At 66.4% G+C, this 24,259-nt stretch carries 18 protein-coding genes; 11 read left to right on the top strand and 7 right to left on the bottom strand.

Annotated features, from left to right (window positions below; translation table 11 throughout):
• Positions 1-68 precede the first annotated feature (68 nt).
• Both GSH16_RS04180 and GSH16_RS04185 read left to right on the top strand, forming a co-directional pair.
• Positions 69-1,676: a DUF3131 domain-containing protein gene (locus tag GSH16_RS04180; protein ID WP_235912925.1), complete on the top strand. Its 1,608-nt coding sequence runs from the start codon at positions 69-71 to the stop codon at positions 1,674-1,676.
• On the top strand, positions 1,673-2,782 hold the full coding sequence (locus GSH16_RS04185; protein ID WP_160852213.1) for a hypothetical protein: 1,110 nt from the start codon (positions 1,673-1,675) through the stop codon (positions 2,780-2,782). The genes GSH16_RS04180 and GSH16_RS04185 overlap by 4 nt, the downstream gene beginning before the upstream one ends.
• Positions 2,783-2,807: 25 nt before the next feature.
• Here GSH16_RS04185 and GSH16_RS04190 read toward each other — a convergent pair whose 3' ends face one another.
• Positions 2,808-4,151 carry a DUF3131 domain-containing protein gene (locus GSH16_RS04190; protein ID WP_160852215.1) on the bottom strand — a complete coding sequence of 448 codons (1,344 nt, stop codon included), beginning with the start codon at positions 4,149-4,151 and terminating at the stop codon, positions 2,808-2,810.
• On the bottom strand, positions 4,148-6,013 hold the full coding sequence (locus GSH16_RS04195) for a glycosyltransferase (protein ID WP_160852217.1): 1,866 nt from the start codon (positions 6,011-6,013) through the stop codon (positions 4,148-4,150). The genes GSH16_RS04190 and GSH16_RS04195 overlap by 4 nt, the downstream gene beginning before the upstream one ends.
• 153 nt (positions 6,014-6,166) lie before the next feature.
• Between GSH16_RS04195 and GSH16_RS04200 the strand changes: the two genes are divergently transcribed.
• Both GSH16_RS04200 and GSH16_RS04205 read left to right on the top strand, forming a co-directional pair.
• The gene (locus tag GSH16_RS04200) at positions 6,167-7,423 is read left to right on the top strand and encodes a PP2C family protein-serine/threonine phosphatase (RefSeq protein ID WP_160852219.1); all 1,257 of its coding nucleotides are present in this window, start codon (positions 6,167-6,169) and stop codon (positions 7,421-7,423) included.
• Positions 7,424-7,518: 95 nt separating this feature from the next.
• Positions 7,519-8,175: a peroxiredoxin gene (locus tag GSH16_RS04205; RefSeq protein WP_160852221.1), complete on the top strand. Its 657-nt coding sequence runs from the start codon at positions 7,519-7,521 to the stop codon at positions 8,173-8,175.
• A 26-nt stretch (positions 8,176-8,201) separates the two neighbouring features.
• Here GSH16_RS04205 and GSH16_RS04210 read toward each other — a convergent pair whose 3' ends face one another.
• From GSH16_RS04210 to GSH16_RS04220, 3 genes are read right to left on the bottom strand one after another with little or no spacing between them, the layout of a single operon-like run.
• Positions 8,202-9,614 (bottom strand): MATE family efflux transporter, encoded by a 1,413-nt coding sequence (locus GSH16_RS04210; RefSeq protein WP_160852223.1) that lies wholly within the window; start codon positions 9,612-9,614, stop codon positions 8,202-8,204.
• Positions 9,615-9,649: 35 nt separating this feature from the next.
• Positions 9,650-10,978: a glutamate--tRNA ligase gene (gene gltX / locus GSH16_RS04215; protein ID WP_160852225.1), complete on the bottom strand. Its 1,329-nt coding sequence runs from the start codon at positions 10,976-10,978 to the stop codon at positions 9,650-9,652.
• 57 nt (positions 10,979-11,035) lie between these two features.
• Positions 11,036-12,694 carry an NAD+ synthase gene (locus tag GSH16_RS04220; protein WP_160852227.1) on the bottom strand — a complete coding sequence of 553 codons (1,659 nt, stop codon included), beginning with the start codon at positions 12,692-12,694 and terminating at the stop codon, positions 11,036-11,038.
• Positions 12,695-12,969: 275 nt separating this feature from the next.
• Here GSH16_RS04220 and GSH16_RS04225 point away from each other — a divergent pair, with 275 nt between their 5' ends.
• Positions 12,970-14,349: an MORN repeat-containing protein gene (locus GSH16_RS04225; RefSeq protein WP_160852994.1), complete on the top strand. Its 1,380-nt coding sequence runs from the start codon at positions 12,970-12,972 to the stop codon at positions 14,347-14,349.
• Between the two features lie 6 nt (positions 14,350-14,355).
• On the opposite strand, the gene GSH16_RS04230 is transcribed toward GSH16_RS04225, so the two are convergent.
• Positions 14,356-15,882 carry a cryptochrome/photolyase family protein gene (locus tag GSH16_RS04230; protein WP_328803157.1) on the bottom strand — a complete coding sequence of 509 codons (1,527 nt, stop codon included), beginning with the start codon at positions 15,880-15,882 and terminating at the stop codon, positions 14,356-14,358.
• Positions 15,879-16,565, bottom strand: a complete 687-nt coding sequence (locus tag GSH16_RS04235) for an SDR family NAD(P)-dependent oxidoreductase (protein WP_160852229.1) — start codon at positions 16,563-16,565, stop codon at positions 15,879-15,881. The genes GSH16_RS04230 and GSH16_RS04235 overlap by 4 nt, the downstream gene beginning before the upstream one ends.
• A gap of 237 nt (positions 16,566-16,802) precedes the next feature.
• On the opposite strand from GSH16_RS04235, the gene GSH16_RS04240 reads away from it, so the two are divergent.
• The 6 genes from GSH16_RS04240 to rodA all read left to right on the top strand — a co-directional run bounded on the left by GSH16_RS04240 (position 16,803) and on the right by rodA (position 24,256).
• A complete protein-coding gene (locus tag GSH16_RS04240) occupies positions 16,803-18,377 on the top strand; it encodes a 2-isopropylmalate synthase (protein ID WP_160852231.1) in 1,575 nt (524 codons plus the stop codon).
• Positions 18,378-18,624: 247 nt separating this feature from the next.
• Positions 18,625-19,665, top strand: coding sequence for a rod shape-determining protein (locus GSH16_RS04245; protein WP_160852233.1), 1,041 nt, complete (start codon positions 18,625-18,627; stop codon positions 19,663-19,665).
• 64 nt (positions 19,666-19,729) lie between these two features.
• Positions 19,730-20,632: a rod shape-determining protein MreC gene (gene mreC / locus GSH16_RS04250; RefSeq protein WP_235912928.1), complete on the top strand. Its 903-nt coding sequence runs from the start codon at positions 19,730-19,732 to the stop codon at positions 20,630-20,632.
• Positions 20,632-21,171 (top strand): rod shape-determining protein MreD, encoded by a 540-nt coding sequence (locus tag GSH16_RS04255; RefSeq protein WP_160852235.1) that lies wholly within the window; start codon positions 20,632-20,634, stop codon positions 21,169-21,171. The genes mreC and GSH16_RS04255 overlap by 1 nt, the downstream gene beginning before the upstream one ends.
• Complete coding sequence (gene mrdA, locus GSH16_RS04260) at positions 21,168-23,120, top strand: penicillin-binding protein 2 (RefSeq protein WP_160852237.1); 1,953 nt, start codon at positions 21,168-21,170, stop codon at positions 23,118-23,120. Before GSH16_RS04255 ends, mrdA begins: the two co-directional genes overlap by 4 nt.
• Positions 23,117-24,256: a rod shape-determining protein RodA gene (gene rodA / locus GSH16_RS04265; protein ID WP_160852239.1), complete on the top strand. Its 1,140-nt coding sequence runs from the start codon at positions 23,117-23,119 to the stop codon at positions 24,254-24,256. Before mrdA ends, rodA begins: the two co-directional genes overlap by 4 nt.
• Positions 24,257-24,259 lie beyond the last annotated feature (3 nt).

The following is a 24,259-nucleotide window of genomic DNA, read 5'->3' on the forward strand; positions in this document are numbered from 1 at the left end:
GCTGGCTCTAGGGGTAGGCGGTCCGCGCCACGGCGCGGTCACCGGGGTTCTGAAAGGCGGAGGGGAAGATGCCTGCCATTCGATACATGTCGCGCCTTGTCTGGCTGGGTGTGGGATTCGTGATCCTGCTGCTGCTCGCGGCGGGGACGGTGTCGCTCCTTGCCAGCTCGATCGCCAGCCACCCCCCGGTTCTTGGTCTGGGCGGTCCCGCTGGCACCGCTGGCAGCCCACAGGCGGCGGATTGCGACCGCGGCGCGCCGCCCGCCCGGTCGGCGCGCTCACGGCTGGCGGGTGGCTATCGCGACGACGGTGCCTATGTCCGGCCCTACCGGTCCCGCAGCGGCCCCCTGACGGAGGAGGAACTGGCCGCCGCACGCGTCGCATGGACCTATTTCGAAACATTCACCCAGGAGTCGACGGGCCTCGCCAATTCCGTCGGCAGCTATCCGTCGACGACGCTCTGGGACACGGCCTCCTACATCTCGGGCCTCGTCGCGGCCTATGAACTCTGCATCATCGAACGGGCCGAGTTCGACAGCCGGATGTACAAGCTCCTTGCCACATTCGCGACGCTCGATCTGTTCCGTGGCGAACTGCCCAACAAGGTCTACCACACCGAGACCGGCGCCAAGGTCGACTACACCAATGCCGCGGGCGAGATCGGGTTCTCCGCGCTCGATATCGGCCGGTTCCTCGTCTGGATGCGGATCGTGAAGAACCGCTATCCGCATTTCGGCAACACGATCGACGCGGTGCTGCTGCGCTGGGACTATTCCAACGTCATCGATGCGGAAGGCACGCTCTACGGCGCCCGCGTCGACCGCAACAGCGGGGAGACGAAATACGACCAGGAGGGGCGCCTCGGCTATGAGGAATATGCCGCCAAGGGGTTTGCGCTCTGGGGCTTCGACGCCGCGGCGGCGCACCGGCCCGAGCCCTACCAGACCGCCGAAATCTATGAGGTCGACGTCCCCTATGACGGGCGCGATCCCCGCGTCTTCCATGCCCAGAATTACGTGGTGACGGAAGGTTATATTCTCGACGGGATGGAACTGAACTGGGACCTGCCGCAGGATGAAACAAGCTCGGACGCCGTCCATACAGACGGATGGCGAGCCGAGTTTGCGGACCGGATCTACCGCGTGCAGGAAGCGCGCTACCAGCAGGAAGGGTTCCTGACCGCCCGGTCCGAACATAATGTCAAAGGGCCGCCCTATTTCACCTATGACACGATCTTTTCCGACGGATACGCGTGGAACACGGTCACCCCGAGCGGCGACTATGCGCCGGACCATGCCGCCATTGCGACCAAGGCGGCGCTCGGGCTCTGGGCGCTCTGGGACACGCCCTATACGGATGCGCTCTATGGCGCGACCATTTCGCTCCGCGATCCGGAGCGCGGTTTCTACGAAGGGCTCTACGAACGCGGGCAAGGGCCGATCATCCTGCAGACCGCGAACAATAACGGTATTCTCTTGGCCGCGCTCCTGTACAAGGCGCAGGGCAAGATCCTGACGCCGCCGCGCTCCGATGGTGCCGAGGTCTGGTACACCGCCTATCGCGGCCGCGGCATACGGGAGGCCCGGAACCTGCCACTTATTGAGGCCGGGCCGGCACGGCTCTCTTCGGCCCCGCAGCCCTTGCAGGCCGACAGTCCGGCTGCGCGCACAAGATGAGCATACGCGCCCGGCGCCGGCCACTGATACAGGCCACATTGCCGCTTCTTGCCCTGCTGGCCGGTCCGGTCCGCGGCGATGACGGGGGCGGAGCGGACGGGGCAACCGCCCTCGACACCGGCCTGCCCTTCGCGACCGGCGCGGTCGAACAGGATGTGCAATTGCGCGGCGCGCGCGGGGCGCCCACCGTCCAGACGGGGCGCATCGGCGCGCTCAGCTACCGGTTCGGCGCAGACGGGATCGGCGCCATCTGGCGCGACGATCCTTACCGGCCGCTGGCAAGGCTCACCTGCGCGGGTGGCGACGGGCAGTGCACCGCCGATTTCGGCGCGCTCAGGGTGCGGGTCAACGGCGAAGGGATCTGGGCCATTGCGGTGGCCGATGGTCTGTCACCTGCGCTGCGGCTGCACATCCCCGGTGTGGCGGACAGGATCCTGCCGGCCGGCCCGGTCGACCCGGCAGACCTGAGCCTTCTGGTGGCCGCGCGGGCATTGGTGCCCGCGCCCGATCCGGGGCTCCACGATCCGGTCGACCCGGCCGCGCTCCTGCCCGCACTCGCCTGGCTGGCCTGGGCCGGGGCGGGGCAATCCGTTTCCGGCAAGCCGCCGTTCGGTGCCTGGCCGGGCTGGTTCGATGGCGGTGTGCCTGCCGATCCGCCAGAGCCGGAGGGCGCGCCGCCCGACGGGTTGCAGGCCCTGATCGCCGATCCGGTGGACGCGCCTGACCTCCATGTCACGCTCGGACCTGTCCCGGACCTGTCGGACGCGCTTCATGCCGGGTTGACCGTGTCGCGCGCAGGCGCGGAGCCGGAACGGAGCCGGCTGGCCATGTTGCCCCGACCGCAGCCGCCGAGCGCGCCGCCCCTGTCCCGCGACCCGGACCTCTCGACGGATGCGCTCACCGCGCCTTGCGCGCCACCGCCGCTCGTTTTCGATGCCGAAGGGCGGATCGGGCCGGCAGGCGATCCGGACTGTGCGTCTCCGGTCCCGCTCGCGCCGCTCGAAGCACGCCTCTGGCCGGATGCGGAAGATGCTGCCAGTTTCGATCTGCTGAAGGATCTCGTGGGACGGTGGCACGGAAGCGGCCCGCCGGACACGGAAAACTAGCCGGCTACACCGTATACCGGCCCTGTCAGTCGGGCGCGCCCCGCCGCCCGAACCGGCCCGCGATCAACGGCCCTTCGGCCTTGTAGAGCAGCAATTCCAGAATGATGCCGTTCGTGTTGGCCGTCACCACGCTGTTGACCGCGCCGTTGCGCTCGTAGATCCCAGAGGCAAAACCGTATTCCGTGGCCGTCGGCTCCACATGGTCCCGCAACAGCGCGCCATAGTCGGTTTGGTAGAGCGCCTCCCATCCGAATGCGGCCTTGGTGCTGACCGCGCGCAGCGCGTCCTGTGGCGACCCGTCCTCGCCCAGCGCGTTCCATGCCTGCCCGTCCGCATAGACGGTGTTGTAGACGAAATAGGGCGGCTCATCGACATTGTCCTCATTCACCGCGGTCAGGATGCCGGTCTCCGTATAGCGGCCGAGTTGCGCGCGATAGACGCGTTCGGCCAGTTCGCGGCTCGTCTGGTCGAAGCCGAATTCCACACCGGTCAGCAGATAGGGTTCGCTCACCACATACGTGTGCGCGTCATAGAGCAGGTGCGAACGGCTATCGACGGCAATCTCCTCCCCCGAAATCTCCACCAGTTTGAGGTAATCGTCGACGCGGAGCGCGGTCAGCGCGTCGAGCCCCAGAAGCGCGACCGCCCGGGCGGCATATTCCTCATATCCGAGGCGCCCTTCCTGCACATATTCGATGCTGCCATCCTCCGCCCTGCGGGTCCCGATCAACTGACCGCCATGCAGCATGGCCGGCAGATCCCAGCTGGCCAGCACCGCCGACGCCGATGCAGCATGTTGCGGATAGTCGTAAAGCAGCACGTTCAGCACGACCGAAATCCGGGCCACGTCGATGGCGGACCAGCCGATCCCCTCCGGCGCGGGGCTGTTGTCATAGTCGGTCATCGCCAGCGTGCGGGTGTCGAACGCCTTGTTGGGCAGCTTCCCGTCGAAAAGCGGCATCCGCGCGAGACTGTCGAGCGCCTGTGCGGCCCGCGCATCAAAGCTGGCACGGTCGATCAGGCCAAGCCGCTCGGCCGCGACGAGCCCCAGCAGGAAGGACCCCTGATCCCAGAGCGTCGCGGACGGATACCCGTCCGCCGCATTGGCAAGCCCCGTGTCGGGCTGGATATTGGCCTCGAAATAGCGCCATGCGCGCGCCGCTGCTTCCCGGTCGCGGGCGGAGAGGGGCGCCGGCGCCGGCAGGGGCAGCGGGTCGTCGCGCAGTGCGATCTCGGGCTGTGCCGACAGATAGGATGGCAGGGTCCGGGACCCGGCTTCGATGGCAAAGACGACGGCCACCGCGAGCAGGAGCCCGGTGATGAAAGTGATCTGCCCGCGCGCGCGCAACAGCCCGTCCCGAAAGCTCATGCAGCCAGCCTTTCCCCATCCGGCGCGGCGGGCGCGAGCGCAGCCTGCATCACCGGGTCCCGCTCCGGCACCCAAAGCGCGGCACGCACGATCACCCAGACCGCCGCGATATTGTTGAAACCCCAGAATCCGTTGACCGTCAGATTGGCAACCGCTTCCCCGCTCGGGTCGTGCATGACCCGCGCAAGTCCGATCGCAAAGGCCGAAACCGTCAGGAAGATGACCGCGATCTGCGGCAGTGCCAGATGCACGAAATCCCCGCTTTGACGCTCCTTGGGCGTGGTCGGAAAGCTGATCTTCTGGCCGCGCGCCACGGTCCAGAGCGCGCGCAGGTTGAAGGAGAAGAAGGCGATGGCAAGTTTGCGCCCGCGCGTCGTTTCCACCCCCCATGTGCCGACCAGAAGCGCCAGTTCATGCATCAGAAGGAAGGGCAGAAGATGCAGGAAGAATGTCGTGGAATAGGCGGCGACCGGCGCCACGCCGGTGGCCATGGCGATCATCGGCGCGGCCAGAAAGACCACCGTCCAGAGCGGCGAGAGATAGGACCAGAAGGTCATGCCATACATGAGCCAGCGCCGCAGGGAGAGGCCGCGCCGGAACAGGTGCATTTCGTGCATCATGATGTCGATGGTGCCACCGGCATATTTGAACCGCTGCACGGCCCAGCTTTGCAGGTCGAGCGGCGAGAGCATGCGCGTGAGCGGTTCCGGGTGGAGCACGGATTTCCAGGCGCGATCGGTGTCGGCATGCAGGATGAGCGACGTAAAAATATCTTCCGACACGTGGAACTTGTAGGGCGTCATCTCTGTGTCGAGCGCATGGGCCTGCCGCAGCGACCCTTCCAGGTCGGCCAGCAGTTCCGGATGCGCGACCTCCCGCGTGACGGCACTGACGCTCTGTTCGATCTGGTCGGCCCAGGCGCGGAGCGCCGCCTCCATCACAGCATCGCGGCGGTGGAGCGAGCCGGCCCCGCAGCAGAAAGAGCCATAGACGCAGTTCCGGCGGCGCAGGATCACGTCATAGAACAGCTTCGGATCGGACATGAACGGGTCCTCCCCCAGCCGTACCGTTCCGACCACCGCCTGAAGCCCCTTCGCCGCCCAGCGCCCGGACGCCCCCAGTAGCCCGTCCCAGACCACATCAAGCGGGCGGCCGGGCGGCAGGTCATAGAACCATTGCGGCGTCTGCACCCAAGCCATATCAGGATCGCGAAAATAGCCGAGTGTCCGGGCGAGGATCGGGGGAAAGACGCGTGTGTCGGCATCGCAGATCAGGATGAAATCGCCATGGGTCTGCTCCATCGCGTTGCGCAGGTTGCCCGCCTTGAAGCCGATATTGCTGTCCCGCGTGATGTAGTTCACGCCTTCATCGGCCGCGACGGCGGCCATGGCGGCGCGGTTGCCGTCATCGAGCACATGAACCGTCACCCGAAGCCCGTTCGGCCGGTCCACCGCGCAGGCATCGCGGATCGACAGGCGGACCAACTCGGGCGCCTCGTCATAGGTCGGCAGGAAAATATCGACGGACACCGGACCGTCGCCCCCGCCGGGCACCAGATCCGACCGCCGCTCCGGCGGGGGTGCAGGCGCGGGGTCACGCATCGACCAGAGATTGTGGAAATAGAGGCACATGCCGATGAAGGCACAGGTTTCCGCCATCACGACCGCGAGCGAGAAAAGGAGCGCATCGGGGTTCAGCGACGCCGTCCAGCGCCAGACGAGATACCAGAGCCCGAGCCCGCCCGCAGCAGCGGCCAGCACCTGCCAGATGGCCTCATGCCGCCGCGAATAGCGCAGCGGCGGCGGGGGGCGCCGGTCCTCGAACGCGCGGCAATAAAGATGTGTCTCGCTCTGCTCGGTCACCCTGTCGCGCCCTCCTTCCCTGATGCGAGAGTGGCGCGCGATCTCCTAATCAAGATTTAAGGCCGCGTGTCGTTTTACCGCCTGTTCACGATGCCGCCGCAGGATGCGGGCGGTCCGGTCCTAGCCGGGCAGAGCGGCAGGAGCGGCGCATGCATGTCGGATGAGACGCAGGAGGAGGATGGGGCAGCCATGGCGCATGCGCCCCGCCGGGTGCTCGTCGTCGATGACAGCGCCTCGCAGCGCCGGATGATGCGCTACCTGCTGGAGGGGCGCGGTCTGGCCGTGGAGGAGGCGGAGAGCGGACGCGCCGCCCTCGATCTGGTGGCGCAAACGCCCGTCGATCTGGTGCTGAGCGACTGGATGATGCCCGATATGGACGGGCTCGACTTCTGCCGCGCCTATCGCCGGCATCCGCCCGAGAAACAGGGCTATGTCATCCTCGTCACCGCGCGGGAGGAAAAGTCAGACCCGGCCATGGGGCTCGATGCGGGCGCGGACGATTTCCTGCGCAAACCGGTGGACCCGTCGGAGTTCCATGCCCGCGTCCGGGCCGGGCTGCGCATTCTCGATGCGCGCGACGCGCTGTCGGCCGCGCGCCTGAAAGCAGAGAAGGCCCTCCATGAAGTCAAGGCGCTCTACCGCCGGATCGACCGCGATCTGGAGGATGCGGCGCGGCTCCAGCATTCGCTGGTGCCCGAGCGCGCGATCGAGGTCCGCGGCGGGCGGGTGGAACTGCTATTGCAGCCCGCGCACCATATCGGCGGCGATCTGGTCGGCACGTTCGAGATCACCCGCGAACAGGTCGTCATCTATGCGATCGACGTGTCCGGGCACGGCATCCCTTCGGCGCTGTTGACCGCGCGCCTGTCCAACTATTTCAGCCCCAACAATCGGCGCCAGAATATCGCGGTGGAAATCAGGGCGGACGGCACGCCGGGGTTGCGCCGCCCCGACGCGATTGCCCGCAGCCTGTCGGAGCGGATGTTCCAGGAACTGGACACGGACCTCTATTTCACGCTCGCCTATGCCGATATCGACCTCGATAGCGGCGCGGCGCGGCTGGTGCAGGCGGGGCATCCGCACCCGCTCCTGTTGCACCCGGACGGGGCGATCACGCCGATCGGCGACGGGGGCGCGCCGATCGGGCTGGTGGAGCATGTCCCGTTCGAGATGTTCACTGCCCGGGTGCCTCCGGGCGGCGGTTTGCTGCTCGTCTCGGATGGGATGACGGAGTGCCTCGACCGGGAGGGCGCGGAACTGGGAGAGGCCGGACTGATCGCGCTGCTGTCGGGTGCGGATTTCCGCGCCCCCGGACTGCTCGACCGGCTCCATGCGCGGCTCCGCGACCATTGCCCGGCGGCAGAAGACAGCGATGATATTTCCGCGATTTTGTTCCTGCGCGATCCTTGAAAGCCGGGTGCGAACGGTCACCTAGAGAATCGGACACACACCCAAGGGCGCCGGCCGTCGCAGCCGGTAGCCCGCCATCTGACAGGAGGACGCACATGACCCTGCGCATCAACGATACCGCTCCCGATTTCACCGCCGATACGACCGATGGCCCGATCCGTTTTCACGACTGGATCGGGGACGGCTACGCCGTGCTCTTCAGCCATCCCAAGGATTTCACGCCGGTCTGCACGACCGAGCTTGGCGTGATGGCCGGACTGCATGACGAATTCAAGGCGCGCAACACCAAGATCCTCGGCATTTCCGTCGATCCGGTGGAGGATCATCGCAAATGGAAGGATGATATCGAGAAAGTCTCCGGCAACGCGGTCGGGTACCCGATGATCGGCGACACGGACATGGCGGTCGCGAAGCTCTATGACATGCTGCCCGCCAGCGAATCCGGCACGTCCGAAGGCCGCACACCGGCGGACAACCAGACGGTGCGGTCGGTCTTCGTGATCGGTCCGGACAAGAAGATCAAACTCTCGCTCACCTACCCGATGACCACGGGCCGGAATTTCGACGAGCTTCTGCGCGCGATCGACTCGATCCAGCTGACGGCAAACCACAAGGTGGCAACGCCCGCCAACTGGAAGCAGGGGGAGGATGTGATCATCACCGCTGCCGTATCGAACGAGGAAGCGGCCGAGCGGTTCGGCGATTTCGAGACCGTGCTGCCCTACCTGCGCAAGACCAAGCAGCCCGGCTGACGGGCATGGGCCACGGCACCGGCGCGTCAGCGCCGGTGACCGAACAGCTGCAGCCAGCGGATGCGGGCAGAGAAGCGGTGTTTCGGCCCCGCCGTCCCGCCAGCCGCGCTTTCCGCAATCACGCGGCGGACCATCAGGGCCGATAGCGCGGCAAAAATCACCCCGCCGGCCATCAGGCCGATCAACACACCGGGCGCGCCGAACCACTGCGCGCCGAGCCAGACGAGCGGCACCGTGCCGAGCGTGTTCCGCCCCCAGTTGACGAGCGTCGAGTAGAACGGGTGGCCAAGATTGTTGAACCCCGCATTGCCGACGAAGATCACCCCGTTGAAGAACCAGGCCAGCGACAGCGGCCCGCAGAAGAGGAAGAGCAGCACCCGCGTCTCCCCTTCGGCCTGAAACAGGGCGGCCAGCGGCTCGCGCAGGGCAAACAGGGCTGCCGAGACGGCCAGCGTGTAGAGGCCGGTGAAGAGGATTCCCTCGCGATAGGCAAACCGCACCCGGTCGAACTGGCCGGCACCTGCATTCTGGCCGACGATTGGCCCGATCGCGCCCGAGAGCGCGAAGATCACGCAAAACGCCACAGGCGTCAGCCGCCCGACAATCGCCATGCCCGCGACCGCATCCTCGCCGAAGGCCGCCATGGCGCGGGTCACATAGGCCGTGCCGACCGGCGTTGCCAGATTGGTCAGGATCGCGGGCACGGCCAGACCGGCGATCGGCGCGATATCGGCCCGGAGCGCCGCCCCGTCGAACCGCGCGAAACCGCCATAGTGGCGGACAACGGGATAGAGCGAGACGAACAGGATCGTCACCCGCGCCAGCACCGAGGCGATGGCCGCCCCGTCGAGCCCCAGCCCCAGCCCGAAAATCAGGATCGGATCGAGCACCGCATTGACCGCTCCGCCCGCAACGGTCGCATACATGGCGCGCCGCGCATCGCCATGCGCGCGCAGGATCGCGCCGCCGGCCATGCCCACCATCAGGAGCGGCATGGAGGGAATGATGATCCGCAGGTAGCGCAGGGCCAGATCGGCGGTTTCCCCTGTCGCGCCGACCAGCGCGAGCAGGGGCCGCAGGTTCAGCCATACGAGCCCTGCCACGAGGATGCCGACCACCACCCCGAAGACCATGATGTTTGTCGCGCGCTGGCGCACATGCTCAAGATCGCCCGCGCCCAGCGACCGCGCGATCAGCACGCCGGCCGCGATCGAGACACCGATCGAGACGGAGGTGGTCGAGAAGAGGATCGCACCGGCATAGCCGATGGCGGCGGCGAGCGCGTCATTGCCGAGCATCGAGATGAAGATCATGTCGACGAAATCGACCAGAAAGATCGCCAGAAGCCCGATCGAGGCTGTGAAAGACATGGTGGAGACGTGGCGCATCAGGCTGCCGTCCAAGAAGACCGCCCGTTCGCTCTGTCCGTCCTGCGCCATGACCGCCCCCCTTTCGCTCGCGCGTCCGGCCGAGCCTAGCCTGCCTGTTGCGGCGGCGCCATCAGGAGCGGCATCAGCTTGCGCATGTCAGGCCCATGGTCGCGTCCGGTGAGCGCGCGGCGCAGCGGCAGGAAGAGTCCCTTGCCCTTGCGGCCCGTCGCGGCTTTCACCGCACCCGTCCAGTCGGACCATGTGGCCTCGGTCCAGGGCTGTTCGGGCAGGAGTGTCAGCGCGGTTGCGACGAAGTCGCGGTCCTCATCGGCCACAACCGGTGCCGTGCCGTCGCGGCAGAGCGCCCACCAATCCGCGATTTCGGCCCGTGTGGCGACATTCTCTCCGATCGCATCCCAGAACGGGGCGGCCAGATCGTCCGGCACGCCGGCACGGGCCAGGTCGTCCGCGACCGCCGTCAGCGGCAACTGGTGCAGAAGCCGCGCCGACAGGGCCGGCAGGTCGTCGGGGTCGAGCTTCGTCGGGGCCGCCCCGAACCGCGACAGGTCGAACCCGTCGGCAAGCGCGGCCAGTTCGGTCTGCAGGTCCACCGGATCGGAGGAACCAAGACGTGCCATCAGCGACAGGAGTGCCATCGGCTCGACACCGGCGGCCCGCAGGTCGCGCAGCGCCAGCGTGCCGAGTCGTTTCGACAAGGCCTCCCCGCCCGGACCGGTCAGGAGGGAATGGTGCGCGAACCGCGGCGGGGTTGCGCCCAGCGCGTCCATGATCTGGATCTGGGTGGCGGTGTTTGTCACATGGTCCGCGCCGCGCACCACATCCGTGATCCCCAACTCGCTGTCATCGACAACGGAGGCAAGCGTATAGAGCACCTGCCCGTCGCCGCGGATCAGCACCGGATCGGACAGGCTCGCCGCATCCACCGATTGCGGACCGAGGATCGCATCGTCCCATTCGATCCGGTCATGATCGAGTTTGAAACGCCAGTGTGACGGACGCTCGGCCCGCAGCGCATCCTTCTCTGCGTCGCTGAGTGCCAGCGCCGCACGGTCATAGACGGGCGGTTTGCCCATCGCGAGCTGCTTCTTGCGTTTCAGGTCCAGTTCCACCGGCGTCTCGAAACATTCATAGAGCCGCCCGTCCGCCCGCAGCCGGTCGGCGGCCGCGGCATAGCGGTCGAGCCGGTCGGACTGGATGACTTCCTCGTCCCAGTCGAGCCCGAGCCAGCGCAGGTCCTCGCGGATCGCATCCTTGAACGCGTCCGTCGACCGCTCCGGGTCCGTATCGTCGAGGCGCAGGATGAACCGCCCCCCCGGCGCTTTGCGGGCAATCAGCGCATTGAAGAGCGCCGCGCGCAGGTTGCCGACATGCAGATAGCCGGTGGGCGACGGGGCGAAACGGGTGGTGGTCATGGCGGGTCCCCTTTGGGAGTTCGGTCCGGCCGCGCGGCGGGCCGGGGCAATGAACGGTCAGGACGGGTCGCGGAACCGGTTGACGATCGGATAGCGCCGGTCGAGCCAGAAGGCCTTGTGCGACAGGCGCGGGCCGGGCGCAGACTGGAACCGCTTATACTCGGAGATATAGATCAGATGCTCCACGCGGCGCACCGTTTCGGGATCGTGCCCGGCGGCCACGCAATCAGCAACGGACGCATCCTGCTCGATCAGCAGGTCGAGGATCGCGTCGAGCGTCTCATAGGGCGGAAGGCTGTCCTCGTCCTTCTGGTCCTCGCGCAACTCGGCCGAAGGCGGCTTGGTGATGATCCGCTCGGGGATCACCGCGCCTTCCGGACCCATCATCCAGTCGCGGAAATTCCGGTTCCGCCAGCGGCAGGTCTCGAAGACGCGGGTCTTGTACAGGTCCTTGATCGGATTGTAGCCGCCCGCCATGTCGCCATAGATCGTGGCATAGCCGACCGCGACCTCCGACTTGTTGCCGGTGGTCAGCAGCATCTCGCCAAACTTGTTGGACAGCGCCATCAGGTAGAGCCCGCGCAGGCGCGACTGGATGTTTTCTTCCGTCAGGCCCGGCTCCTGCCCCTCGAAGAGCGGCGCGAGTGTTTCCGTGACGGCAGCCCGCGCGCTTCCGATCGACACCTCGTCGAGCCGGCAGCCCAGCGCAGCGGCAAGTGCGGCCGCATCCTCCAGCGAATGGGCGGAGGTATATTCGGACGGCAGCATCACGCAGCGCACGTTCTCCGCCCCGATTGCATCGGCGGCGATGGTGGCCACAAGCGCGCTGTCGATGCCGCCGGACAGGCCCAGAAGCACCTTGCCGAAGCCCGTCTTGCGCAAATAGTCGCGCAGACCCGTGACCATGACCCGGTAATCCTGCTCCCATTCGTCCGGGTAGGTCAGCCGGTCGCCGGCATCCGCGCGCCAGCCTTCGGCGGTTTCGGTGAACGCGATCAAGCGGTCGCCCGTGTCGAAGACCGGCATCTGGTGCGCCAGCTGCCCGCCGGGGTTGAGCACGAAAGACCCGCCGTCGAAAATCTGGTCATCCTGCCCGCCCACCATGTTGAGATAGACAAGCGGCAATCCGGTCTCGATCACCCGGCTGACCATGATGCTCACGCGGCGGTCGAGCTTGTTGCGATAATAGGGCGACCCGTTCGGCACCATCAGGATCTGCGCGCCGCTCTCGGCCAGCGTCTCGCAGACATCGCGGTGCCATGCATCCTCGCAGATCGGAAAGCCTACGCGGACAGGCCCGATGGAAACGGGCCCCGAAATCGGCCCCTCGTCAAAGACACGCACCTCGTCGAACACATGGGTGTTGGGGCGCTCGTGTTTGCGGATCACCGCGTCGATCCTGCCGTCGCGCAAGAGGAAATAGGCGTTGTAGAGCCGCCCGCCCTCCATCCAGGGGCCGCCGATGGTGAGCGGCGGGCCATCGGCGACGTCGGCGGCGAGCGCCTCCAGCCCGGCTTTGACTGCGGCGCAGAAGGCCGGTTTCATCGCCAGATCCTGCGTCTGGTAGCCCGAGAGGAACATTTCCGGCAGGGCCACCAGATCGGCACCGGCAGCGGTGCCGCGGGCATGGGCCTCGCGCGCCTGCGCGGCATTGCCCGCCAGATCACCGACGGTCGGATTGAGCTGGCACATCAGGATGCGGAAGCGGTTGGTCACGCGGGAACTCCGACCGTTGGGACGTGCCTTGGGGCATACAATCGTGGCGGGCGGAATGACAAGGCATTTACAACACAGGCCGCTGAAACCACCCTTTCACAAAGGATAAATTCGTTGTCAGCCCCAAGCCCAGACCCTAAAGTCCGGCCAAAGCGGCGACCCCGTATCGAGCAAGACCTAATTCGGCCTTCGGGCCCAAGGGAGTAAACGTGCAAAAACCAGTCCCCACTTCATCTGTGGTTCTTGCCGTCCTGCTCGCCACTGCCGGTTCCGGCATGGCGCAGAACGAGACCACGGTTCAGACCAAACAATATGACACCGGCGGTGTCTATGAAGGCGAATTCCTGAACGGACAGCAGCATGGCCAGGGCACCTACCGGCTGCCCAACGGCTACGAATATACCGGCACTTGGGTCGAGGGGCGCATCGAGGGGGACGGCGTCGCGAAATTTCCCAACGGGTCGGTCTATACGGGCAGCTTCGTCAACGGCCGGCCCGAGGGCCAGGGCAAGATCGTCTTTTCCGACGGCGGCACCTATGAGGGCCAGTGGGCCGACGGCAAGATCAACGGCACCGGCATCGCCGTCTATGCCAACGGCGTCACCTATGAGGGCGAGTTCAAGGATGCGGTGCATCATGGCACCGGCGTGATGACCAGCCCCAACGGCTACCGCTACGAGGGCACATGGGTCGACGGGCTGAAGGACGGATCGGGGAAGATCGTCTATCCCGACGGCGCGATCTACGAAGGCGAGCTGAAAGGCGACATCCGCGCCGGCACCGGCTCGCTGACCCTGCCTGACGGCCTGAGCTATACCGGCGAATGGCGCGAGGGCCAGATCAATGGCACGGGGATTCTCGTGCAGGCCAATGGCGACACGTATGAAGGCGAACTCGTCAACGGCCAGCGCGAAGGTCAGGGTATTGCCAAATATGCGTCCGGCGACGTCTACGAAGGCAGCTTCTCGGGTGACAAGCGCAACGGCCAGGGCGTGTTCCGCGGCGCGGACGGCTATGTCTATGACGGCGAATGGGTCGACGGCCGGATCGAGGGCCAGGGCAAGGTCACCTATCCTGACGGGTCGGTCTATGAGGGCAGCTTCCTCAACGATGTGGCCCATGGCACCGGCAAGATCACCTATCCCGATGGCGGTTCCTACGAAGGCGAGTGGAACAACGGCATCATCGAGGGCACCGGTATCGCGCGCTATGCCAACGGTCTGGTCTATGAAGGCGAGTTCAAGAACGCCAAGAACCACGGCAAGGGCAAGATGACCTATGAGGACGGTTATCAATATTCCGGTGACTGGAAGGACGGTCTGCGCGACGGCGAAGGCGTCGCAACCTATGCGGACGGCACGGTCTACAAGGGGGCCTTCTCCAACGGCCAGCGTGACGGGGTCGGCACCATCACCATGCCCGACGGGTTCGAATATACCGGCGCCTGGAAAGGCGGCGAGATCGACGGCGAGGGCGAAGCCAAATATCCCAATGGCGACGTCTATTCGGGCCGCTTTGCCAAGGGCCAGCGTCAGGGCAAGGGCGTCATGAAATACGCCACCGGCGAGGAATATGACGGCTACTGGGCGAACGGCAAACAGGCCACGCAGGAAGAGGCCGAAGCAGCTGACGCGGCGGCGGCCAACAGCCAGTAGGTCCGCTCAGACCGGGTCCCCCCGGTCGAGCCGGTCGAGAATGTCCCGGGCCGATGCCAGCGCATCGGCCCGGTCTTTTTCCGCCATCCTGTCCCATGTCCGGTAGATCATCGCCATGCGCGGATTGCCCTCCATCCGGTCGCGCTGGCGGTCGAGAAAATACCAGTAGAGCGCATTGAACGGACAGGCCCCATCTCCGGCGCGCTGACCCACGGCATAGGTGCAGCCGCTGCAATAGTCCGACATGCGATCGATATATTTGCCCGACGAGACATAGGGTTTCGAGGCGAAGAGCCCGCCATCGGCAAATTGGCTCATCCCCAGCGTGTTGGGCGCCTCCACCCATTCCACCGCATCGGCATAGACCGCCAGATACCAGGCATGGACCTGCGCCGGGTCGATCCCGGCCAGCAGCGCAAAATTGCCGGTGACCATCAGCCGCTGGATATGGTGCGCATAGGCGCGGTCGCGGGTCTGGCCGAGCGCATCGGCCATGCAGGCCATCTCCGTGTCCGCCGTCCAGTAGAACTCCGGCAGGTCGCGGCTCTGGCCCAGCGCATTGGATGTCAGATAGTCCGGCCCCTGCAGGTCATAGACCCCGCGGACGAACTCGCGCCAGCCGAGGATCTGGCGGATGAACCCCTCCGCCGCGTTGAGCGGCGCGTCGCCGGCTTCCCACGCCGCCGCGGCCCGCTTGCACAGGTCAAGCGGGTCCAGAAGGCCGAGGTTCAGATAGGGCGACAGGACCGCGTGCCAGAGCGTCGGCTGGCCCTGCAGCATTGCGTCCTGATAGGTCCCGAAATCGCGCAGGCACTCTGCGAAGAAATGCACGGCCGCGGCTTCGGCATCGCCGCGTGTCACCGCCCAACCGAACCCGTCGAGCGTGCCGTAGCCGTCCGGGTAGCGGTCGGCAATCATGTCGATCACCCCCTGCGTCACCGCATCGGGGCTGACGGTGAAGGGTTTCGGGATGAACAGATCGTCCGAGGCGGGCTTGCGATTCTCCGCATCATAGTTCCATTCGCCACCGGCCGGTTTGTCGCCATCCATCAGCAGACCGGTTTCGCGGCGCATCTCGCGGTAGAAATATTCCATCCGCAGGGACTTGCGCCCTTCGGCCCAGGCCTCGAAACGGGGCCGGTCGCAGATGAAGCGGCGGTCGGGCAGCACGGTGACGGAAAGCGGCAGGTCCTCGATCTCGGTCCGCAGGCGCCAGTCCCCGCAGAGCGTCGTCAGGACCTCTCCGGCGCCCTGTTCCTCGGCCCGGCGCAAAAGCTCGCCCGATATCGACTGGCTGTTCCCTTCATCGTCGAGCCGCGTATAGGCGACCTTCCAGCCCGCCTCTTCCAGCTCCTGTGCGAAATGGCGCATGGCCGACAGGAAGAGGACGATCTTCTGCCGGTGGTGCCAGACATATTCCGTCTCTGCCGCGACCTCCGCCATGACGACAACATCCCGCGCCCTGTCGGCTTCCGCGAGCGCGGACAGGTCGGGCGTCAACTGGTCGCCGAGCACGAGGACAAGCCGGGTCACCAGGGGATCTCCGACCCGTCCCACGCGAAGAACCGGCCGCTGTCTCGCGCCTGCAGCCCGTCGATCACGGCCAGCAGGTTGGATGCGGCCTCGGCGGGCGCCACGGTGGGATGGCGGGCGGCATAGTCTGCCGTGAGCGGCGTTTCCACCGTGCCGGGGTGGAGCGCGACCACGGCGGCTTTGGGCCATTTGCGCGCGATCTCGATCGCCGCGGTGCGGATGATCTGGTTCTGCGCCGCCTTGGCCGCGCGATAGCTCGTCCAGCCGCCCAGCCGGTTGTCGCCGATCGAGCCGACGCGCGCCGAGAGCGAGGCGAAGATGCTGGCCCGGTCCCGCGGCAGAAGCCGGTGGAAATGTTTCATAAGGAGCGCGGGGCCAATGGCGTTGAGCGCGAACTGCGCCGCCATCGCATCCGCCTCGATTTGGGCAAGGCTCTTCTCCGGCCCGATGCCGCCGATTTCCAGCCCGCCGGTGGCATTGAAGATCAGGTCGAACCTGCCGTCGAGACCTTGGGCCGCGCGCGCAACGGATCGGGGATCGGTCAGGTCGAGCCCGTCCTGCGACCGGCTGAGGCCGGTTACCTCCGCGCCACGATTCTGAAGAGCGTCGGCAACCGCGCGACCGATGCCGCCCGACGCCCCGATCACCAGCGCGCGGCCGCGCAGCACAGCGGATTCCGTCATTTTCACCCTCCGTTGCGTCAAGTTCGGCTTTATCTTTCGACTTTCCTACGTATGATGCCCCGCATGTGGATCGAAGAGCATATCGGCACGACCGACCGGCGGGACGCCCAGCGCCCGGCCGCCGCTCTTCTATTCCTTAGCCGCCTCTGAGCGTGCCGGGACTTGGCGCGCGCGCTCAGGGGACCTCGTGACGCGCCAAAGGACACCCTCCGGGACAGAAGCTAAGGATTTACGGACATGACCGACCAGACCAACACGACCGCGCGCGAACAGGATCGCGTGCTGATCTTCGACACGACGCTGCGCGACGGGGAACAGTCGCCGGGCGCGACCATGACGCTCGAGGAGAAGCTGGAGATTGCCAGCCTGCTCGACGAGATGGGCGTCGACATTATCGAGGCCGGATTTCCGATCGCCTCCGACGGCGATTTCGAGGCCGTGACCCAGATCGCCAAGGCCGCCCCCAACACGGTGATCTGCGGGCTGGCGCGCGCCAACCTGCGCGACATCGACCGCTGCTGGGAAGCGGTGCGCAACGCCAACAAGCCGCGCATCCACACGTTCATCGGCACCTCGCCGCTGCACCGCGAGTTTCAGGTGCGGATGAACAAGGAGGATATGCTGGCCAAGATCCACGAGACCGTGACCCATGCGCGCAACCTCTGCGCCGATGTGCAATGGTCGCCGATGGATGCGACCCGCACCGAGGAGGATTACCTCTGCCAGGTGGTGGAAACCGCGATCAAGGCCGGCGCGACCACGATCAACATTCCCGACACGGTCGGCTATACCGCCCCGCGCGAGAGCGCCGACATCATCCGGATGCTGCTGGAGCGTGTGCCGGGCATGGACGAGGTCGTGATCGCCACCCACTGCCACAATGATCTGGGAATGGCGACGGCCAATTCGCTGGCGGCGGTCGAGGCCGGCGCGCGGCAAATCGAGTGCACGATCAACGGGTTGGGCGAACGGGCCGGCAATACCGCGCTCGAAGAGGTGGTGATGGCGATGCGCGTGCGCAATGACATCATGCCCTACCGGACCGGCATCGATACGACGAAGATCATGCAGGCCTCGCGCATGGTGGCGACCGTGTCGGGCTTCCAGGTCCAGTACAACAAGGCCATCGTCGGCAAGAACGCCTTTGCCCACGAGAGCGGCATCCATCAGGACGGGATGCTGAAGCATGCCGGCACGTTCGAGATCATGCGCCCCGAGGATGTGGGCCTGACCGAAACCACGCTGACCATGGGCAAACATTCGGGCCGTGCGGCGTTGCGCTCGAAACTGTCCGACCTCGGATACGAGCTGGGCGACAACCAGCTGAACGACGTGTTCGTGCGGTTCAAGGCGCTCGCGGACCGCAAGAAGGAAGTCTATGACGACGACCTGATCGCGCTGATGACCGACCAGTCGACAAACAGCGCGAACGACCGGATCAAGGTGAAGTTCCTGCGGGTCATCTGCGGCACCGAGGCACCGCAATCGGCCGACCTGACGCTGACCATCGACGGCACCGACCATCAGGTCACGGCGACCGGCGACGGTCCGGTGGACGCGACCTTCAACGCGATCAACCAGCTCTTCCCGCATGAGGCGCGGCTGGCGCTCTATCAGGTCCATGCGGTCACCGAAGGCACCGACGCGCAGGCCACGGTCAGCGTGCGGATGGAGGAAGCGGGCAAGATCGTCACCGGCCAGTCGTCCGACACGGACACGGTCGTCTCCTCGGCCAAGGCCTATGTCAACGCGCTCAACAAGCTGCTCGTCCGCCGCGAGAAGACCGCGCCGGACGCGCTGTCGGCGGAGTGATTCGCGGCTGAGTCGCAATTGGGGCCGTCCTGCCGTGGCGCGGGGCGGTCCAAAGACCCGTCCGGGCGCTATTTCCTTGGCAAAAAGCCCCCGAACAGGCAGAATCCCGCGAACGGCACCCTGACGGTGCGGCACACGGGCCCCGAAGGGCCCCGGCCGGCCTTGTCCTTCGTCGGGCGTGAACCGTATACAGGATCGAGCAGTCGCGACCCCGCGCGGGGGTCAGGAAATACAAGGCGAACAATCAATGCTAGGTGCACTTTCGGGCCTCTTCTCGGCGGATATGGCCATCGATCTGGGGACGGCCAACACGCTGGTCTATGTCAAGGGGCGCGGGATCATCCTCAACGAGCCGTCGGTGGTCGCCTATCACACCAAGGACGGCAAGAAGCAGGTGCTCGCCGTGGGCGAGGATGCCAAGCTGATGCTGGGCCGCACGCCGGGCTCGATCGAGGCCATCCGCCCGCTGCGCGACGGCGTGATCGCCGATTTCGACGTGGCCGAGGAGATGATCAAGCATTTCATCCGCAAGGTGCACAAGCGCGGCAATTTCGCCAAACCGAAGATCATCGTCTGCGTGCCGCACGGCGCGACGCCGGTGGAAAAACGCGCGATCCGCGAAAGCGTCCTGTCGGCCGGTGCCCGCAAGGCCGGCCTGATCGCGGAGCCGATCGCCGCGGCCATCGGGGCGGGCATGCCGATCACCGATCCGACCGGCAACATGGTCGTCGATATCGGCGGCGGCACGACCGAGGTTGCCGTCCTGTCGCTCGGCGACATCGTCTACGCCCGTTCTGTCCGCGTCGGCGGTGACCGGATGGACGAGGCGATCATCTCCTACCTGCGGCGCCAGCATAACCTGCTGATCGGCGAGGCCACGGCGGAGCGGATCAAGACCTCGATCGGCGTCGCGCGGATGCCCGATGACGGGCGCGGGCAGGCGATGGAGATCCGCGGCCGCGACCTGTTGAACGGCGTGCCGAAGGAAACCGAGATCACCCAGGCCCAGGTGGCCGAGGCGCTGGCCGAACCGGTGCAGCAGATCTGCGAGGCCGTGATGCAGGCGCTGGAAAGCACGCCGCCCGATCTGGCCGCCGACATTGTCGACCGCGGCGTGATGCTGACCGGCGGCGGCGCGCTCCTGGGCGATCTGGATCTGGCCCTGCGCGAGCAGACGGGGCTGGCCATTTCGGTCGCCGACGAAACGCTCAACTGCGTCGCGCTCGGCACCGGCAAGTCGCTGGAATACGAAAAACAGCTCGCTCATGTGATAGACTTCGGCAACTGACAGGCGGCCGCCCGGTGCCGGGCAGCCCGCCCGCATCCAGTGCCGCAAGCAGGAGGTGACAGGCTTGTCATCGAAGACAGAGGCGATTCCGGGATTCTGGCTGGTCTTGCGCCGGCTGCTCCTGGCTGGCCTGTGCCTGCTTCTGCTCGGCACCTTCCTGATCTGGCGCATCGACAGTCCGCGTGTCGAACGGTTCCGCATGGCGATGGTGGACCGTGCGGTGCCGCTGCTCGACTGGACCCTGTCGCCGCTCAGCTTCGCGGCCGGCATCGTGAGCGACTTCCAGTCCTATGCGCGGGTCTACGAACAGAACCAGGAACTGCGCCGCGAATTGCAACGGATGCGGGACTGGCAGGAAGTGGCGATCCAGCTGGAACAGAAGAATGCCCGGCTGCGCGCGCTCAACAATGTGCGGCTCTCGCCGCGCCTGTCCTATGTGACGGGCGAGGTCCTGACCGACAGCGGCAGCCCGTTCCACCAGTCCGCTCTTATCAATATCGGCCTGCAGGACGAGATTTCGGACGGTATGGCCGCGATGGATGATCTGGGGCTTGTGGGGCGGATATCGGGCATCGGCCAGCGTTCGGCGCGGATCGTCTTCATCACCGACATCAACAGCCGCGTGCCGGTGCTGGTGCAGCCGTCTGGCCAGCGCGGGATCGTGTCGGGCGACAATAGCGGACTGCCGGTGCTGGAGTTCCTCGAAGAGGCAAGCGCGGTGCAGGCGGGCGACCGGGTCATCACCTCGGGCGATGGCGGGGTCTTTCCCTCCGATCTGCTCGTCGGACAGGTGCTGCGCGCCGCCGACGGGCGGCTGCTGGTGCGTCCGGCGGCCGATTTCCGCCGGCTGGAATATCTGCGCGTGCTGCGCACCGTGGAGCAGCCGCGGATCGAGGGGCCGGGCAATCTGATCCTGCCGCCGTCTGAAGAACAGAGCCGGGCGGGTCCGCTCGGCGGGGGGCGCTGATGGCCACCGCACGGTCCCGCAAACTGGTCCGGACGGCCTCTGTCACGGCGCTCGGCATCGCCGCCCTATTGGTGCACAGCGCTCCGCTCGGCATCTCAGCCGACGCCCGCGCGCTGCCGGACCTGCTCTACCTGCTTCTTGCCGCCTGGATCCTGCGCCGCCCCGACACGGCACCGCTCTGGCTGGTGGCGCTTCTGGGCATCGGCGCGGATGTGCTGCTCGGCGGGCCGATGGGGCTCGGCGCGGCGACATTGCTGCTCGGGACCGAGTTCCTGCGCATGCAGGCGCGCACGCAGGCCGACCGGCCTTTCGCACTGGAGTGGCTGATGGTGGCGCTCGTCTATGCGGCGATGCTCTTCGGCCGCTATATCGCGCTCAAACTGTCCTTCGCGCCGGTATCGGCGATGAGCGTCTATCTGTGGCATCTGGTCCAGACCGCGCTTGTCTATCCGCTGATGGTGCTGGCGCTGCGCTTCGGCATGCGCCTGCGCACACCCGGCGCCGTCGGAGGCCCGGACCGTCTGGGGCGGGTGCCATGAAGAAGAAGACCGGACCCGCCGCCCCGTCCGTGACGCGCCGCGGGCTCGTCCTGCTCGGCGCACAGCTCGGCATGGTCGGGCTGTTGGGCTGGCGGATGCGCCAGTTGCAGGTCGAGGAAGCGGAGAAATACCGCCTTCTGGCCGAGGAGAACCGCATCTCCATCCGGCTGATCCCGCCCGAGCGCGGGCTGATCACCGACCGCAACGGCATCCTGATCGCCGACAACCGCCAGAACCTGCGGGTGGTGATGGTGCGCGAACAGGCGCGCGACCCGGAACTTGTGCTCGACCGGCTGGCGCAGCTCATCCCGATGGATGCGGACGATCGCGAAAAAGCGCTGAAGGAGATGTACCGCCGCAGCGCCTTCGTGCCGGTGACCGTGGCCGAACAGCTTGAATGGGAACATTTCAGCCGCGTCGCGGCCAATGCACCGGCCCTGCCCGGGGTGACGCCGGAGGTCGGCCTGTCGCGCCACTATCCGATGGGCGGCGACTATGCCCATGTGGCGGGCTATGTCGGGCCGGTGAGCGACTGGGACCTGCAACAGCTCGACGATCCCGACCCGCTCCTGCAAATCCCGAAATTCCAGATCGGCAAGACCGGGCTGGAGAAGGATCAAGAAGCGGCGCTGCGCGGGCAGGCCGGCACGAAGAAGATCGAGGTCAATTCCGCAGGCCGCGTCATGCGCGAGCTGGAACGCAATGCAGGCACGCCCGGCGCCAACACCGCGCTGACCGTCGACCATGACCTGCAGCATTACGCGATGAAGCGGCTCAAGGGCGAAAGTGCTGCGACGGTCGTCATGGATGTGCGGAACGGCGACATCCTGTGCATGGCTGCCGCGCCCAGTTTCGATCCCAATGATTTCGTGCTCGGGATCAGCTCGAAGAACTGGAAGGCGCTGCTGGAAGACGAGTATCGCCCGCTTGCCAACAAGCCTGTCTCGGGTGGCTATCCGCCCGGTTCCACCTTCAAGATGGTGGTGGCGATGGCCGCCCTCGAAGCCGGTGTCGTGGGCATCGGCGACACGGTCTACTGCCCGGGTCACTACCAGCTCGGCAACCGGCGTTTCCACTGCTGGCGGCGCGGCGGCCACGGCCATGTGGCGCTGAAGGACAGTCTGAAGAAAAGCTGCGACGTCTATTATTATGACATTGCCCGCCGTGTCGGGATCGACAAGATCGCGGAGATGGCGAACCGTCTCGGCCTCGGGGTGAAGCACGACCTGCCCCTGCCCGCCGTGTCGCGCGGTCTGGTGCCGACGCAGGGCTGGAAACGGGCCAACCGCGACGAGGGCTGGCTGATCGGGGACACGCTCAATTCGGGCATCGGGCAGGGGTTCGTGCTGGCGTCTCCGCTGCAACTGGCGGTCATGGCGGCGCGGATCGGATCGGGCACAGATGTGGCGCCGCGCATCATCCGCTCGGTCGACGGGCAGAGCGTGCCGGCGCCCGAGCCGAAGCCGCTCGATCTGGCGCCGGGCGTTCTGTCTGCCGTGCGCAACGGCATGTTTGCCGTGTCCAACGAGCAGGGCGGCACGGCCTACGGATCGCGGATAGCGGAAAAGGCGATGATGATGAGCGGCAAGACCGGCACCAGCCAGGTCCGCAACATCACCGCCGACGAACGCCGCCGCGGCGTGACCCGCAACGAGGACCTGCCGTGGAACCGCCGCGACCATGCGCTGTTCGTGGCCTATGCGCCGAGCGACAACCCCCGCTATGCCATCTCGGTCGTGGTGGAGCATGGCGGCGGCGGGTCGAAGGCGGCCGCGCCGATCGCGCGCGACGTGATGCTGCGCACGCTCTATGGGGGCGAGGTGCCGCTGGAAGCCTATCCGGCCGGCCAGCGCGACAAGATCCGCCAGATGCATGAGGATATGGACGCCGCGCCCTCGGTCTCGCAGAGCGATCCGGAAACCCTGCCCGACAATCCGGACCGCGCATGACCTATTTCGATCACAAGCAGTTGCGCGTCCCCACGGGCTTTCGCAAGCTCCTCTACCTCAACTGGCCGCTGGCGCTGCTGCTGGCGGCGGTCTCCTCCTTCGGATTCCTGATGCTCTATTCGGTCGCGGGCGGCAGTTTCGACCCCTGGGCGCGGCCGCAGATGATCCGCTTCGGCATGGGCATGGTGATCATGTTCATCGTGGCGATGACGCCGATCATGTTCTGGCGCGGTGTGGCGCCTTTTGCCTATGTCGGCGGTCTGGGGCTGCTCGTCGTCGTGTCGCTGTTCGGCGAGGTCGGCATGGGCGCCCAGCGCTGGATCGACCTCGGCTTCATGCGCCTGCAACCGTCCGAGGTGATGAAGGTCGCGATGGTGATGGTGCTGGCGCTCTACTATGACTGGCTGCCGCCGGAGAAAGTGTCGCGCCCGCTCTGGGTCCTGATCCCGCTTGTCCTGACCGCCGTGCCGACAGCACTAGTCCTGTCGCAGCCAGACCTCGGCACAGCGCTTCTGCTCGTGGCCGGCACCGCGGTGGTGATGTTCCTCGCCGGGGTCAGCTGGTGGTATTTCAGCGCCGCGATCATCGGCGGTGTCGGGCTCGTGTCGGCGGTCATGTCCTCCCGCGGGACAAGCTGGCAGCTCATCAAGGACTACCAGTATCGCCGGATCGACACGTTCCTCGACCCGTCGCTCGACCCGCTCGGCGCGGGCTATCACATCACCCAGTCGAAAATCGCGCTCGGTTCGGGCGGGATGACGGGGCGCGGTTTCATGGAAGGCACGCAGAGCCGCCTCAATTTCCTGCCCGAGAAACATACCGATTTCATCTTCACCACGCTGGCCGAGGAGTTCGGCTTCGCCGGCGGGATCACCCTGCTGGCGCTCTACGCGCTGATCGTGATCTTCTGCATCTGGTCGATGATGACCAACAGGGACCGGTTCGGCGCGCTGCTGACGGGCGGGCTCGGCGCGACCTTCTTCTTCTTCTTTGCCGTCAACATGGCAATGGTGATGGGGCTGGCGCCGGTCGTCGGTGTGCCCCTGCCGCTCGTGTCCTATGGCGGGTCGGCCATGCTGGTGCTTCTTGGCGCTTTCGGCCTTGTGCAAAGCGCCCATATCCACCGACCGAGATAGGCC

The organism is Oceanomicrobium pacificus (genome assembly GCF_009833495.1).
Taxonomy (GTDB): domain Bacteria; phylum Pseudomonadota; class Alphaproteobacteria; order Rhodobacterales; family Rhodobacteraceae; genus Oceanomicrobium; species Oceanomicrobium pacificus.